This is a genomic window from Rhizobium beringeri (assembly GCF_004306515.1).
In the GTDB taxonomy this organism is placed as follows: domain Bacteria; phylum Pseudomonadota; class Alphaproteobacteria; order Rhizobiales; family Rhizobiaceae; genus Rhizobium; species Rhizobium beringeri.
Genome location: NZ_SILG01000002.1, coordinates 393,239 through 406,471 on the forward strand (window position 1 = coordinate 393,239; position 13,233 = coordinate 406,471).

The 13,233-nt window shown below is 58.8% G+C and carries 11 protein-coding genes; 7 read left to right on the forward strand and 4 right to left on the reverse strand.

The genetic code is table 11. From position 1 onward, the window contains the following. Positions 1 to 619: 619 nt before the first annotated feature. The 3 genes from ELH03_RS25535 to ELH03_RS25545 form a co-directional block, all read right to left on the reverse strand. Positions 620 to 1,651 (reverse strand): acyltransferase family protein, encoded by a 1,032-nt coding sequence (locus ELH03_RS25535; RefSeq protein ID WP_245504892.1) that lies wholly within the window; start codon positions 1,649 to 1,651, stop codon positions 620 to 622. 389 nt (positions 1,652 to 2,040) lie between these two features. Then, a complete protein-coding gene (locus ELH03_RS25540; RefSeq protein ID WP_128402342.1) occupies positions 2,041 to 2,811 on the reverse strand; it encodes an alpha/beta fold hydrolase in 771 nt (256 codons plus the stop codon). Positions 2,812 to 3,000: 189 nt separating this feature from the next. Continuing rightward, positions 3,001 to 3,753 carry an SDR family oxidoreductase gene (locus ELH03_RS25545; RefSeq protein WP_130766874.1) on the reverse strand — a complete coding sequence of 251 codons (753 nt, stop codon included), beginning with the start codon at positions 3,751 to 3,753 and terminating at the stop codon, positions 3,001 to 3,003. A 410-nt stretch (positions 3,754 to 4,163) separates the two neighbouring features. Between ELH03_RS25545 and ELH03_RS25550 the strand changes: the two genes are divergently transcribed. The 7 genes from ELH03_RS25550 (at position 4,164) to ELH03_RS25585 (ending at position 11,858) form a co-directional block, all read left to right on the forward strand. Continuing rightward, positions 4,164 to 7,799: a PAS domain-containing protein gene (locus tag ELH03_RS25550; RefSeq protein ID WP_128411653.1), complete on the forward strand. Its 3,636-nt coding sequence runs from the start codon at positions 4,164 to 4,166 to the stop codon at positions 7,797 to 7,799. Next, positions 7,796 to 8,437, forward strand: a complete 642-nt coding sequence (locus tag ELH03_RS25555; protein WP_128402345.1) for a response regulator transcription factor — start codon at positions 7,796 to 7,798, stop codon at positions 8,435 to 8,437. Before ELH03_RS25550 ends, ELH03_RS25555 begins: the two co-directional genes overlap by 4 nt. A 2-nt stretch (positions 8,438 to 8,439) precedes the next feature. After that, positions 8,440 to 8,817, forward strand: a complete 378-nt coding sequence (locus ELH03_RS25560) for a response regulator (protein ID WP_105009143.1) — start codon at positions 8,440 to 8,442, stop codon at positions 8,815 to 8,817. A gap of 1 nt (position 8,818) precedes the next feature. Continuing rightward, positions 8,819 to 9,511, forward strand: a complete 693-nt coding sequence (locus ELH03_RS25565) for a response regulator transcription factor (protein WP_128411654.1) — start codon at positions 8,819 to 8,821, stop codon at positions 9,509 to 9,511. A gap of 268 nt (positions 9,512 to 9,779) precedes the next feature. Next, entirely contained in the window at positions 9,780 to 10,136 is a 357-nt protein-coding gene (locus tag ELH03_RS25570; RefSeq protein ID WP_128402347.1) for an ArsR/SmtB family transcription factor, read from the forward strand. Positions 10,137 to 10,582: 446 nt separating this feature from the next. Next, positions 10,583 to 11,248 carry a nitroreductase gene (locus tag ELH03_RS25580; RefSeq protein ID WP_128411656.1) on the forward strand — a complete coding sequence of 222 codons (666 nt, stop codon included), beginning with the start codon at positions 10,583 to 10,585 and terminating at the stop codon, positions 11,246 to 11,248. Between the two features lie 37 nt (positions 11,249 to 11,285). Then, positions 11,286 to 11,858: an NADPH-dependent FMN reductase gene (locus ELH03_RS25585; protein ID WP_128402350.1), complete on the forward strand. Its 573-nt coding sequence runs from the start codon at positions 11,286 to 11,288 to the stop codon at positions 11,856 to 11,858. Between the two features lie 184 nt (positions 11,859 to 12,042). Here the strand turns inward: ELH03_RS25585 and ELH03_RS25590 are convergent, their stop codons facing one another. After that, positions 12,043 to 13,230 carry a galactarate dehydratase gene (locus tag ELH03_RS25590; RefSeq protein WP_018245802.1) on the reverse strand — a complete coding sequence of 396 codons (1,188 nt, stop codon included), beginning with the start codon at positions 13,228 to 13,230 and terminating at the stop codon, positions 12,043 to 12,045. Between the last annotated feature and the right edge of the window lie 3 nt (positions 13,231 to 13,233).

Sequence of the window (13,233 nt, forward strand, 5' to 3'; positions counted from 1 at the left end):
TCGGACGGCAGGGCGAACCTCAGGATCTGCACCGGCCCAACTTTGACTTACCCGGCAAATGAATGTTTGCCATTTCTTGTTTTGCAGTGCACAATATTTGCTGCTAACAGGGACGTGAGCCGGTGAGAATTTGCATCTACAAATCAGATGAAGTTCCTGAAGTAACGCTGTTCTTACGAGAGGGCGTAGCGGTGCCCGCACATCCAAAGAGTCAAAAGTGGCGGCACATAAAAGCGGTTGTTGGCGAAGAGGTAAGGGCGGACCTTCTGACTCAAATAGAGGTCGGCAACGGATGTCTTTTTGTCAAGCTTGGGGCATCCCCGAAGCACTGATCTAGGCTGCTGGAGTTGAACGCTGTTCAACTGACATGGAAATATGCTCGCTCATTATTGTACCCGCAAGCTTGTGGATTCGGATGATTTGCTGGTCTACAGGATCACCTGTCCGTGAGAGCCGCGACAGCCCTGGGGCCATGGGCCTTGTCCTCCCTCGGAAAAAGAGCCGCCAAATCGCGACAGTCGTCCCCTACACAAACTATTGGCCGCATGAGCTCGCCCGCATCCGTCGGACGCGCTCTGGGTTGCTCACAGCTGACGATCTTTGGGAAAGCGCGCTTAAGCTAATTTACGGAAAACTTCCTGCCCATGTAAGCACGGATAGGTTTATCGAAGTGGGTGAATAGAAAATGTGCCGCAGCAATAGCAGCTAAGAGCGTGCCGCTCACCGTGATTGCCAATGGTATGACGCCATCGGTAAGGCTTTGGAACTGAGCGCCAAGTCGAATAATAGGCTGATGAATAGCGTAGAGCGGATAAGGCAACAATCCGAAGTATGCCGCGAGTGGCCGCTCCTGGTTGGGCGGAACTGCAGCTGCCAGCGCGACAACGACTGGAATTATGATCGTGATACAGAAAAAATCGTATAACCCCCTGGGGACGGAAAAGGGAAGGAACAGAACCACGATCAGGATAAAAAGCGGAATCTGAGGCGGGACTCTCCCAACGTGATGATTGATGTTCCAGCGAAAAATCAGAACACCGGCAAAAAACGAAAAACCGACTCTGACAAAACCTTCTAGGAATGTTCGCCAACTCGAAAATCCAACTGGACCAATTGTACCCTCGATGCCGACAACTTGGAAAAGCGCGACCGCGAACAATGCGAGAAACGCGACATCGCCCCATAAACGAATTTTACGGCGAGCGGCCGATCCATAAACGACGCTGGCGATCATTTCAAAGCAGAGTGACCAGAGTGGGCTGTTAATCGAGAACGCTTCTTGCCCCGCCAGAAGCCCCAAGGGCAGTAGAAGTAATGCACCCACGGTAAGAATTGGGATGTCGTGGAGAGAAATATGCGGTTCTGAAGCAAATACCGCCGCAAGAACGCCTACGGCAACACCGACCACGATCATGGGATAGAGGCGCGCCAAGCGCTTCAGGAAAAATGCACTGCTCCGCAAACCACCGGACCTAAGTTTTTGGTCATACCCGTTTGCGAGAACAAAACCGCTAAGGCAAAAAAAGAAATCCACGGCGAGATAGGCGTAAGAACCAAGGCCGAAACCGAAGATCTGGCTCGCATGCAAGAGGACGACGGATAGCGCAGCTACCCCTCGAAGTTCGTCCAGAAACGCAATGTGGTTCGTCAATTTGCCGGCCCTACCACCAGAGGTCACATTGCCAATCCTTCGTTTGCAACCGATTAACGGATGACCTGTTTTTCTGGCTGACGGCTTGCGGACAGACAGACCCCTATGCGGGTCACCGTGAAGGAACTGAAAACCCACGCTTCGCTGTCTGCGCGCTACGACAACAAGCCACAGTTCAACGACTAGATGACCGGCATCGAGAGCGACCCGCGGACCACGTGAAGCGCTCCAAAATCAATGATATGCAAGTGCAGCACGTTTTTCTCGCCAATAAAGGTCGCCAACGGCCCGGCAGCAGCCTCGTATCCCGCGCTGTGTAATGCCTTACCACATCGTCGCACCACGACCGGATCAGTGCTGATCCGGCCGCGGAACCGCAGCTACGCCGTTTATTTGCTGGACGCAGCGTCTTCGATGACCTTCGCGACTTTATCGGGATGAGAGACCATCACGACGTGAGACGCGCCTTTAACCACGACCGTCTCTTTCGAGTCCGCCCGATCCGCCATCCATGCGAGCGCTGCCGGCGGTATGTTCTTATCCGCGTCACCATAGACGAACCAGGAAGGGATCTTCTTCCAGCTCGCCGCAGTCGAGGCCTCGCCAAGAGCCTTATCAGTGATGGGGCGCTGTGTTGCGGCCATCAGCTTACCCTCCGCCTTGGATACATCTGCAGCGAATTGATCGTGAAACGCGCTCTGCTTGATGTACAGGTCCTTTACTCCACCATCCAACGGGACGGGTTCAGCAAGGGTCGGCGCGAGCGTGCTTCCCGGAAACTTACCTGAAAGCGCGAGGGCAGTGTCCCCAACATCAGGCGCGAAGGCCGCGACGAAGACGAGTGATTTGACATTGGCGCTGTCTGCTGCGGCCTCGTTGATGACTGAGCCACCGTAGGAGTGACCGACGAGAACAACGTCCGTCTTCAGTCCCGCGACCACTTTGCGCACGTAATCGCCATCCGACGTTACGCTTCGAAGCGGATTAGCAACCGCCACCACTGGATATCCATCCTTTTCGAGACGTGTAATTACGCCATTCCAGCTGGAGGCGTCGGCGAATGCGCCATGCACAAGGACGACCGTCGGCTTCTCAGCCGCGTAGGCATTCAAAAAGCTTCCCGCAGAGATTGCGGCGGCGGCGACAAACATCTTCAACATAGTTTAACTCCTTTTGAATCGTACACGATTAGTTACTGCACAATCTTTAAGAAGACAAGCCTGAAAACCACCGTTCACCTCGATTTGAAGATTGCGGTGAGCCTTTAGGGGTTCTAATCGCAGCCCGGTGAAAGTTCAGTGGCAGGTCAATTTTAAGTCTTCTACCGGCCGGAAGAAAAACCGCACGGCCTACTCCCCCATCGATTGGTAGAGCCAGTCGGATAGTTTCTCGGTCGCCATCCGCGCACCTGCTTCAGGAAGCAGCGCGCCTTCAGTCAATTCAACCCCGAAATACGATGCGGATGGATCCGTCACCACCTGCCGCTCGTCCTCATTCGCGGCGAGATAGATCCGGGCGACTTCATCGATACCGAATTGTTCCGGGCCACTGATTTCGGCGATATCGTCCAACGGCGCTCCGACTGCCAATTGCGCCAGCAATGCGGCGACGTCGCTCGCTGCGACCGGCCTCATGAACGCCGGGGGCAATCGAAACACATCACCGTCAGCACCGCTATCGATCAATCCGCTGATGAACTCGTAAAACTGTGTGGAGCGGAGAATAGTATGGGGTCGATTTGACGCCATGATGAGATTCTCCTGTACCATTTTCGCGCGGAAATAGTCGCTTTCCACGAGACGCGGCGTGCCGACGACCGAAAGTGCAAGATAGTGCCTGACACCGGCCTCAGCCGCGCCGGCAAGCAAATTCTTGGTCGAAGCTCTAAAAAAATCCAGCGCCGCACTGTCGCCGAAAGACGCCGCGTTGGAGACATCGACAATGACTTCAGTCCCCGCCAAGGCCGCTTCAAGGCCCTTTCCGCTAACCGTGTCGACGCCAAGCGACGACGATGCGGTCGTGACTTGATGACCGGACTGGCGCAAGTTTTCACTGAGCCGTGTTCCGATAACACCGGTTGCTCCCGCTACGGTGATTTTCATCTCAGCATCCCTTTGTTGCATTGCGCCGCGCGAATGACGACAAGATCGCGAACTGCTCCTTATCGACTTCAATCTTTGGCGATCGATTGCATCGACAATGATTGGAAAGCCGGGCGCGCTCTATCGTGCATGGGGTCCGGTCGCTTTAGCCGTAGGTCTAGCGAAGCCAACCCAAGGGTTAGGATGCCGCACCACGAAGGCAGAGCAGGTCTCCAATTCCTCGTTCGCGCCGAAGTACCGATCCGGCCCGGCGGCTACATCCCCGCGCAATGCATGGGTTTCCATGAGTTGCGGTTGTAATGTGGCGGGGGTACGGTTTGAACATGCGCTCGCCAGCCCCGAAATCGAGAAGAACTACAATACGAAACGCCGACGATCCGCTGGCTTTCTCTGTCCAGCAGGAGCAGCTGATGATGAGCGTCTGGTCGCACCGCCCCCGCCCCCTGCATCTGGGGGTTTTCATCGTGGCCTATGTGCTGGCCTGCGGATTCGCGCAGTCGCTCGCAATCGTCCCTGGAACCGGCATTTCCATCTGGCCCGCGGCGGGGCTTTTCATCGCGACACTTGTCCTCGCCTCCCGCTACAGCTGGCCTTGGTGGATACTGGGGGGCTGCCTGGCTGAACTGTTCAGCAATTACTTATGGTTCCACAGCCCCCTGCCTGCGGCCTTTCTGATCTACATCGGCAACGCCCTTGAAGCGGTGGCCGGGGCATGGCTCGTCAACCGGACCTTGACGCGGCCAGTTCGGTTGGAAACCTTGCAGGACGTTTTCGCATTTGTCGTACTGGGCGCCGGGATTGCGCCCATCGTCAGTGCGACCGTGGGAAGTGCGACACTGGCGTGGTTTGGCATACAATCGCAGTCTTTCTCCACAGCTTGGCCTCTGTGGTGGATCGGAGACGCCACCGGCGTCTTGATCGTAGCGCCGCTGGCACTGGTTGTGCTTCAAAGCTGGCGCGGCAAGACCCGGCTCTCAGCAGCGCAATGGGTAGAAGCTTGCGTCCTGGGGTTGATCTTTCTCGGCGTTGCCGCTCTTTCTCTGAGCGGCTACCTCCCCTTCGCATACATTATCATGCCGCCTCTTCTTTGGGCTGCGGTTCGCTTCGAGTTCAAAGGCGCTGCCGTATCCTTGGCTCTCCTCGCCCTGATCACGGCGCTGTTTACGATAACAGGCACCAGCCAGTTTGCCGGTGATCCCGAGTTCCAGAAGCACAAGCAGGTCATGCTGCAGCTTTTTCTGGCCATCTCGGCATTTTCGGCGCTCATCGTGGCCGCCATATCCCGGCAGCACCAGCTGGCAGTGCTTACATTGCGCCAAAGCCTGGATACGCTGCGCGACCGTGAGCGGGAACTCTCGCAGCTCGTGGATATGGTTCCGAGCCACGTCTGGCGTCTGACCCCTGACGGCGAGCCGACATTCTTCAACAAACGGATGGTCGATTTTCTCGGTCTCGATGTGGCGGATTTCGACAATCCCGGCATGAGCCGGCTAGAGGCCGTCCTGGAGGCCACCGTTCATCCCGAGGATGCGGCGGGGTTCGGAGATGCCCTTCGCCATTGCCTCTCCACCGGCGAGAGCTTCGCCATGCGGTATCGGCTGCGCCGCGCCGACGGCCTCTATCGCTGGATGTCGAGCCGTGCCGAACCGATGCGGGATCAGTCGGGGCGCATCGTCCAGTGGTACGGTCTTTGTCACGACATCGACGATCAGGTTCATGCCGAAGAGGCTATGCGGCGGAGCCAACAACAGCTTCAGCAGATCATAGACGCCGTGCCGGTCCGCATCTGGAGTGTGGAGCCCACCGGTGGCTCGTTCTATTTCAACAAGCGGTATCAGGATCATTTCCGCTCCGTTATCGCCAATTTCGACGCTCTCGGTGAACCGCGCATCGACGATCTGCTCCAGCAGCTGGTTCATCCCGAAGACGCTTCGGATATCCAGCGCACACTCAGGAACTGCTTCGAAACCGGCGACGGCTCCGCGATGCGATTTCGCTGGCGCGAAAAGGATGACGTCTACCGCTGGGCGGAATGCCGGGTGGAGCCCCGACGCGACGAAGACGGAACGGTCGCGGAATGGTATGGCGTTTCTCTCGACATCGACGATGAGGTACGCGCGCTGGAGGCGTTGCGCAATCGGGAGCGAGAACTCTCGCAGCTCGTCGACATGGTCCCGGTTCAGATCAGGCGCCTGACGCCGGAAGGCGAGCCGGTCTTCTTCAACAAACGCCTGATCGACTTTTTCGGTCTCGACGTGGGCGATATGGACAGGCCCGACATGAGCCGCCTCTCCTCGGTCATTCACACCCTCGTCCATCCCGATGACGCATCGAGGTTGCTGGAGACGGTTCACGGTTCCCTCGCCAGCGGCGATCCCTTCTCGATAAAATACCGCATGCGTCGCGTCGACGGTGCCTATCGCTGGGTCGACGGTCGCGCGGAACCGCTGCGGGATCAAAGCGGCGCGATCATGCAATGGTACGTGATCTCAGTTGACATCGACGATGAGATGCGCGCGCAGGAAGCGCTCCGCGACCGGGAGCGAGAACTTTCGCAACTCGTCGATATGGTTCCCAGCCTGCTCTGGCGGCTCAATCCGGAAGGCGCTCCGACCTTCTTCAACAAGCGCCTGGTCGATTTTCTCGGTCTTGATATGGCGGATATGGACAGGCCGGGCATGAGCCGGCTGGCGGCTCTCATCGAGGCCGCGGTCCATCCCGACGATGCGGCAACCCTCGAAGAAGCACTCAACCATTCCTTCGCCACCGGCGAGCGCTTCTCCAGCCAGTATCGCCTGCGCCGCGCCGATGGTGTCTACCGCTGGGTGAAAGGCAGCGCGGAGCCGCTGCGGGATCAGACCGGCCGGATCGTCCAGTGGTATGGCCTCTCGCACGACATCGACGATCAACTGCGCGTCGAGGAAGCGCTGCGAGAGAGAGAACGCTCCCTCTGGCAGCTTGTCGAAACGCTGCCGGCGATGATCGATTGCGCAGCACCTGATGGAGAACCGATCTATCGCAGCCAGCAACTGCGCGACTTCCTCGGCTATAATCTCGAGGAGTTGGACGGAACGGGCAAAACCCGGCTGGACGGCACACTCGATGCCGGTGTTCATCCCGACGATGTGGCAGGGGTCAAAGAAAACTATGCCCATTCATTGTCCACTGGCGAGCCCTATGCGCGTAGGCACCGTCTACGGCGCCATGATGGTGAATATCGCTGGGTCGAGACGCGTGCGGCACCGATGCGCAATGCCGAAGGCGTCATCGTCCAGTGGAATGTCATCTGCCTTGATATCGACGGTGAGGTTCACGCGGAGGAAGATCTGCGTCGAGCGCGGGAGGATCTTGCACGCGCGAGCCAAGTGGCGAGCCTGGCCGAACTTTCAGCCTCCATTGCGCACGAGGTGAACCAACCGCTGGCGGCCGTCGTGGCCAACTCGCACGCCTGCCAGCGCTGGCTGACAGCCGACCCGCCGAATATCGAGCGGGCGCAAAGGACGGTCGAGCGTATCATCCGGGATTCCAACTCGGCGGCGGATGTCGTCAGCCGCATTCGCGCCTTGTTCAAACAATCCGTAGACAGGAGGATCCACACGACGCTCTCCAGCATGGTCGATGAAGCGCGCAACCTCATGGCCGACGAGGCGTCGCGGCGTCGCGTCCGGATCGACGTGGGCATCGACGGCAACCTTCCCCTCGTCGCAATCGACCGCGTCCAGATCCAGCAGGTTCTGATCAATCTCATCCGCAACGGCATCGAGGCGATGGAAGCCATTACGGGCGACAAGGTGATCGAAATGCGCGTGCACCAGGTGGGGAATGCCATCCAGGCCGAAATCAGCGATCGCGGCCAGGGTATCGCGTTTCCCGAGAGGATGTTCGAGCCGTTCTTCACGACGAAGGAAAATGGCATGGGCATGGGGCTGGCAATCTGCCGCTCGATCGTCGAGCTGCATGGCGGACGATTGTGGGCGGAGAAGAACAATCCGCACGGAGCGACGTTGCTCTTCACCTTGCCCATAGAAATGAAGGTGGCGTCATGACGGCGGATGACCATATTGTCTTCATCGTCGATGACGATGAACGCGTTCGGGAAGCCCTCGGCGAGCTGCTGGAATCGCACGGCATGCGCGCCATCGCCTTCGAATCGGCCTGCGATTACGTCAGGGCGGAAAAGCCTGACGTGCCCGCCTGCCTCATCCTCGATATCGAGCTGCCCGACATCAACGGCCTCGATCTGCAGAAACAGATCGCCGACAGGGACCATCCGCCGATCGTCTTCATCACAGGACACGGCGACATCCCCTCCTCCGTGCGTGCGATCAAGCATGGCGCGGTGGATTTCCTGACCAAACCCTTCAGCGACGCGGACCTGATGGCGGCAATTCATGCGGCGATCGCTGAGGATCGGGAAAAGAGGTCGCAACGCGCCGAACTCCACATGCTGAGGCAACACTATCTCGACCTGACGCCGCGAGAGCGCGAGGTGCTGCCGCTCGTCGTCAGCGGCCTTCTCAACAAGCAGGCAGCAGCCGAATTGGGGATCAGCGAAGTGACGCTGCAGATCCATAGAAGAAATGTGATGCAGAAAATGGCGGCGGCATCGCTCGCCGATCTCGTCCGGATCGCGGAGAGATTGGAAATACCGATAACCCACTCGCGCCGAGTGGGAGGGAATTGAACATGAACAAGACAAGACACGTCGTGGCAATTGTCGATGACGATCCAAGGTTGCTTGAATCGATGGGCGACCTTCTGGAATCCGCAGGTTATGTGGCTCGCAGCTTCTCGTCGGCGGGCTCGCTGCTCGTCAACGGGCTGTCGGACCTCGACCTGCTCATCACCGATATCGGAATGCCTGGCATCGACGGTTTCGAACTTCGCGACCTGGTGAGGAAATCACGGCCGGAGCTGCCGGTATTCCTGATCACGGGCCGCCACGAGATAGCAGATCAGGGGCGCGCTCAAGGCGTGGGCGGATTTTTCCGCAAGCCTTTCGATGCCCAGGCCCTGCTGGCGGCCATCGCCAAAGCTTTGCATAAATCGACAGATGGAGGGTAACATGAGAGTTGACCAGCCGTTGCTGCGGAGATCGGCGCCGTTATCATTGCAATGCGGTTATGAGGAGAACCAACCGCTCGTCATTATCGTCGATGACGACGCCGCCGTTCGCGAGGCGCTGTCGGAGCTGATCCTGTCGACGGGTTTCCAGTCGACCAGTTTTGCCTCGACCCGCGAACTGCTTGACGCCGATATCTTGGATAGCCCCGGCTGCCTGATCCTCGATGTGCGCATGCCGGGAGCAAGCGGTCTCCACCTGCAGAGTCATCTGGCCGAAAAGGGCATTTCCAAGCCGATCATCTTCCTGACCGGGCATGGCGACATTCCGATGACCGTTCAGGCGATGAAGGCCGGCGCTGTAGACTTTCTCACCAAACCGGTGCGAGACCAGACCCTGCTCGACGCCATCACAGCGGCCATTGCGATGGATGCCGAACGAAGGGCGGAAGCCGCGGTCGCCGAGCGCAATATCAAGCGCTTGGAGACGCTGACGCAGCGCGAGCGCGAGGTTCTGCATGAAGTGGCGCACGGTCGCCTCAACAAACAGATCGCCTTCGATCTCGGCATCAGCGAAGTGACGGTCAAGCTGCATCGCAGCAATGTCATGCACAAGATGGAGGCCGCCTCCATCGGCGAATTGATCCGAGCGTGGGAAACACTGCCCGCGCAAATGCGCCAGGCCGGCGCGCGCTAAAACGCGCAGCATCGATCCGGATCATCGACGCGCGCTTCAAGTCTTTGATTTATGCTTTTAGCCGCGTGTCTTCCAATGGTGGAAGATGCCGGCCTCGAACATCATCTGCGGCCGCTGTCCATTTGAGGCGAGTCGTATCCGATTTGCGCCAAAAAAGACGACGCGGCGCCGGTAAAGGGTTTCGCTCTCGCACCCATGCGCTACTCCTAAATTAAAGCTCGGCGATATGACCTGGTGCCCGGCTTTGGTTCCCCAAGGAGATCTCGCCGTGAACAATCAATCGTCAACCGCGCCTTCCCCTGAAACCAACGCCTTCGAAAACGAAGCAAACTTCTTGTCGGCCATGGGGAACGCCAAACGGCTTCACATTCTGCATCTGCTGGCCGAGGGAGAAATGTCCGTGAGCGTCCTGGCCGACGAGGTGGGATTGAGCCAATCTTCAACTTCGCAGCATTTGGCAATTCTTCGAGAACAGGAACTCGTGCAGACGCGAAGGGCTGCCCAGACGATCTACTATTCACTTCAATCCGGCGCGGCCAGGGCCATGCTCGATACGCTCGCTGACATCTTCGGATCGTATTCTCGCACCGAGGTTGAATGTGTCCGAGCCATAGGCACCCAATGAACATGACGAAACATTGATCCTGCAGCTGATGATTGGCGCCGCGGCAGCGAAGAGCAGCGCAATGGCGAAGAACGCGGTTTCGCGGAGATGACTGCGGCTTGAGCGTAAGCGCCAAGTCCCGCGATGTTTCGCCTACATGCCCTCGAACGCATCGATCCCTGATGTACGTTTGATGTACCCCTCCTAGACCACGGTGTGATTACGCCTCCATCGCGAATGGAGATAATGAACCACATCAGGAACGGAACATTCAGGACGAACGACCATGAGTATGGACAATACCTCATACCCCGGCAGACCGGAACCCGGCGAGCTGGCTCCGCTGCGTTATGCGCTTGATATCGGCGAGATTGACGTAAAGGTGGTCAGCGATGGCGTGCTAATGCTGCCAGGCGCGATGTTGGGCCACAACGCTGCCCCGGCCGTCCGGGCGGACGGAGGCGATCATGGACGTATATGAGGCAGTCAAAAGTCGACGGTCGGTGCGCGGGTTCAAAGACGAGCCTGTGAAGAGGGAGGTGCTTGAGCGTGTGCTGTCCGCCGCAGCTTGGTCGCCGTCAGGATCGAACATCCAGCCGTGGAATACCTACGTGATGACCGGCGCATCGCTGGCAGAGCTCAAGACGTCCGCCGTCGAGCGCGTGGCCCATGGTGACCCCTGGGACAAGCGGCAGTACGAGATGTACCCGCACGAGCTGAAGCCCCCCTACGGGGAGCGCCGATCCGCCTTCGGCAAGGAGCGCTACAGCGCGCTCGGCATAGCGCGCGAGGACTGGGAGGCGCGCCAGCGGGCAGCAATCGCCAACTGGAACTGTTTCGGCGCGCCCGCCGCCCTGTTCTGCTACATCGACCGTGACCTGGGCCTGCCCCAATGGGCCGACGTCGGCATGTATCTGCAGACCATCATGCTGCTGCTCCGCGCCGAAGGTCTGCACAGTTGCCCGCAGATGGCGTGGTCGCAGGTTCGCGAGACGGTCGCCGAGGTCCTCTCACCCCCGGACGGGCTCATCCTCTTCTGCGGCATGTCGATCGGCTACGAGGACCCCACGGTCAGTTACGCCCGTACAGGCCGCGCCGCGCTCGGCGAGACGGTCACGTTCCTCGGTGATTAGTGACTTGCCATCATCATGCGAGATATTGGAGAACGCCATGACCACGCATAAAGTAGGCTATCTCATCGGCAGCCTCGCCAAGGGCTCGATCAACCGCAAGCTCGCCAAGGCGTTGGCGCGGCTCGCCCCGCCGGAACTTGAAATGTCGGAGATATCCTTCAAGGACCTGCCGCTCTACAGCTACGACTACGACGCCGACTACCCTCCGGCTGGCAAGGCATTCAAGGCGGCAATCGCGGCTGTCGACGCCGTGCTGTTCGTCACGCCCGAATACAATCGATCCATACCCGGCGGGCTGAAAAACGCAATCGACTGGGCGAGCCGCCCCTACGGCACCAACTCGTTCACACGTAAGCCGTCAGCGGTGATCGGCACGTCGCCGGGCGCGATAGGCACAGCAGTCGCCCAGCAGAATTTACGCAGCGTGCTCAGTTTCTGCAACTCTCCCCAGATGAATGCCCCGGAAGCCTACATCCAGTTCACGCCGGGGCTGATCACCGATGACGGCGAGGTCACGAAAGACACCACCGCCGATTTCCTTCGCACTTTCATGCAGGACTTCCATGTCTTCATCGCAAGGGTTCGCTCAGTGCTGCCGAAAGATGCCTAGAACAGGATGATTTTAGGCCGGTCGGCCTAAAATCTGAATCCTGTTCTAAATTAAATAGTTAGAGCATGATGTCACCCGAAAACCGCTCACACTTTTCGGCATCATGCTCTAGAAGCGTCGCCCTGCGGGAGTTGGCCGCGTCCATCCGGGCGGCCAGCTTCTGTTTTTAAAGCGCGCAATACCCTCAGGCGAACGCGTAAGAGCCGTCGGGCCGCTTCGGCACGCGCCGCTGCCAATGGATGTAGCCTTCCTCTTCCATCGCCTTCTCGTCCATTTCGACGCCCCAGCCCGGCCGGTCGGGACGCAGCTCCAGATAGCCGTCCTTCGGCAGATAGGGATCGACGACGTAACGGGTTTCCCCCTCCCGCTTCTCGATATCGAGGCCGCCATAGACGTAGGCCTGTCCCTTTGGCAGCCGGTATTCGAGGATGCGGAAATTCTGTGCCGCCGCCGAAAAATGAACATTGACCGCCGTCGCAAGCGGTCCCATCGGGTTATGCGGCGCCACCCCGACGAAGAAGGCTTCGGCGAGCGTGGCAATACGGCGCATTTCGCTGATGCCGCCGACCACGCAGATGTCGGGCTGGATGAGGTCCGCGCCCTTGACCTGCAGCAGGCGCAGGAACTCGTTTCTGTTATAGAGCGACTCGCCGGTCGCCAGCACGCAGTTGAGCCCCTGTTTCAGATCACCCCAGGCCTCGATATTTTCAGGACGCAGCGGCTCCTCGAAAAACAGAGGGTCGTAGGGTGCCAAGGCATTGCCGAGTTGCCTTGCTGCGATCGGCTCGAAAATCTTCGCATGGGCGTCGAAGGCGATCTCGTATTCGTCATTGACCGTTTCGCGCAGCGAGCGGAAATAATCCGCCGAGGCTTTGACGACATTGCCCCAGCGATTGGAATGCATGTCGATACGCCAGGGGCTGAGCTTGAAGGCGGTGAAACCCCACCCCTCCTTCAGACGATCGAACTCGTCGCGGGCCGCAGGCGCATCCGGTGCGGTATAGACCCCGGCATAGACCTTGATGCGGTCACGTACTTCGCCGCCCAACAGCTTGTAGACCGGGACGTTCGCCGCCTTGGCGGCAAGGTCCCACAAGCAGTGATCGAGCGCGGAGATCGCGGCAAGACCGAGCGCGCCCGGCGGGAACCGGCTTTGCTGGATCAACAGATTGACGAGATAGTCGACGCGTGTCGGATCCTGGCCGGACAGAAATTCGTAGAGATAATCCAGGAGCGGCGGAAGCGCTTTGTCGGGGCCGTGATTGTAACATTCGCCCCAGCCCGTCAGTCCGTCATCGGTGTCGAGCGCGACGATCACGCGCGGACGGTCCTTGTCGCGGGTCATGAAAACCCGCATGCGGTCGATCTTCATCTT

Coding starts and splice junctions, on each gene's coding strand:
- ELH03_RS25545 (WP_130766874.1), bottom strand. CDS start 3,753: ATGAAAATCACCGTAGCGGGAGCAACCGGTGTTATCGGAACACGGCTC.
- ELH03_RS25550 (WP_128411653.1), top strand. CDS start 4,164: ATGATGAGCGTCTGGTCGCACCGCCCCCGCCCCCTGCATCTGGGGGTT.
- ELH03_RS25580 (WP_128411656.1), top strand. CDS start 10,583: ATGGACGTATATGAGGCAGTCAAAAGTCGACGGTCGGTGCGCGGGTTC.
- ELH03_RS25585 (WP_128402350.1), top strand. CDS start 11,286: ATGACCACGCATAAAGTAGGCTATCTCATCGGCAGCCTCGCCAAGGGC.
- ELH03_RS25590 (WP_018245802.1), bottom strand. CDS start 13,230: ATGAAGATCGACCGCATGCGGGTTTTCATGACCCGCGACAAGGACCGT.
- ELH03_RS25540 (WP_128402342.1), bottom strand. CDS start 2,811: ATGTTGAAGATGTTTGTCGCCGCCGCCGCAATCTCTGCGGGAAGCTTT.
- ELH03_RS25560 (WP_105009143.1), top strand. CDS start 8,440: ATGAACAAGACAAGACACGTCGTGGCAATTGTCGATGACGATCCAAGG.
- ELH03_RS25555 (WP_128402345.1), top strand. CDS start 7,796: ATGACGGCGGATGACCATATTGTCTTCATCGTCGATGACGATGAACGC.
- ELH03_RS25565 (WP_128411654.1), top strand. CDS start 8,819: ATGAGAGTTGACCAGCCGTTGCTGCGGAGATCGGCGCCGTTATCATTG.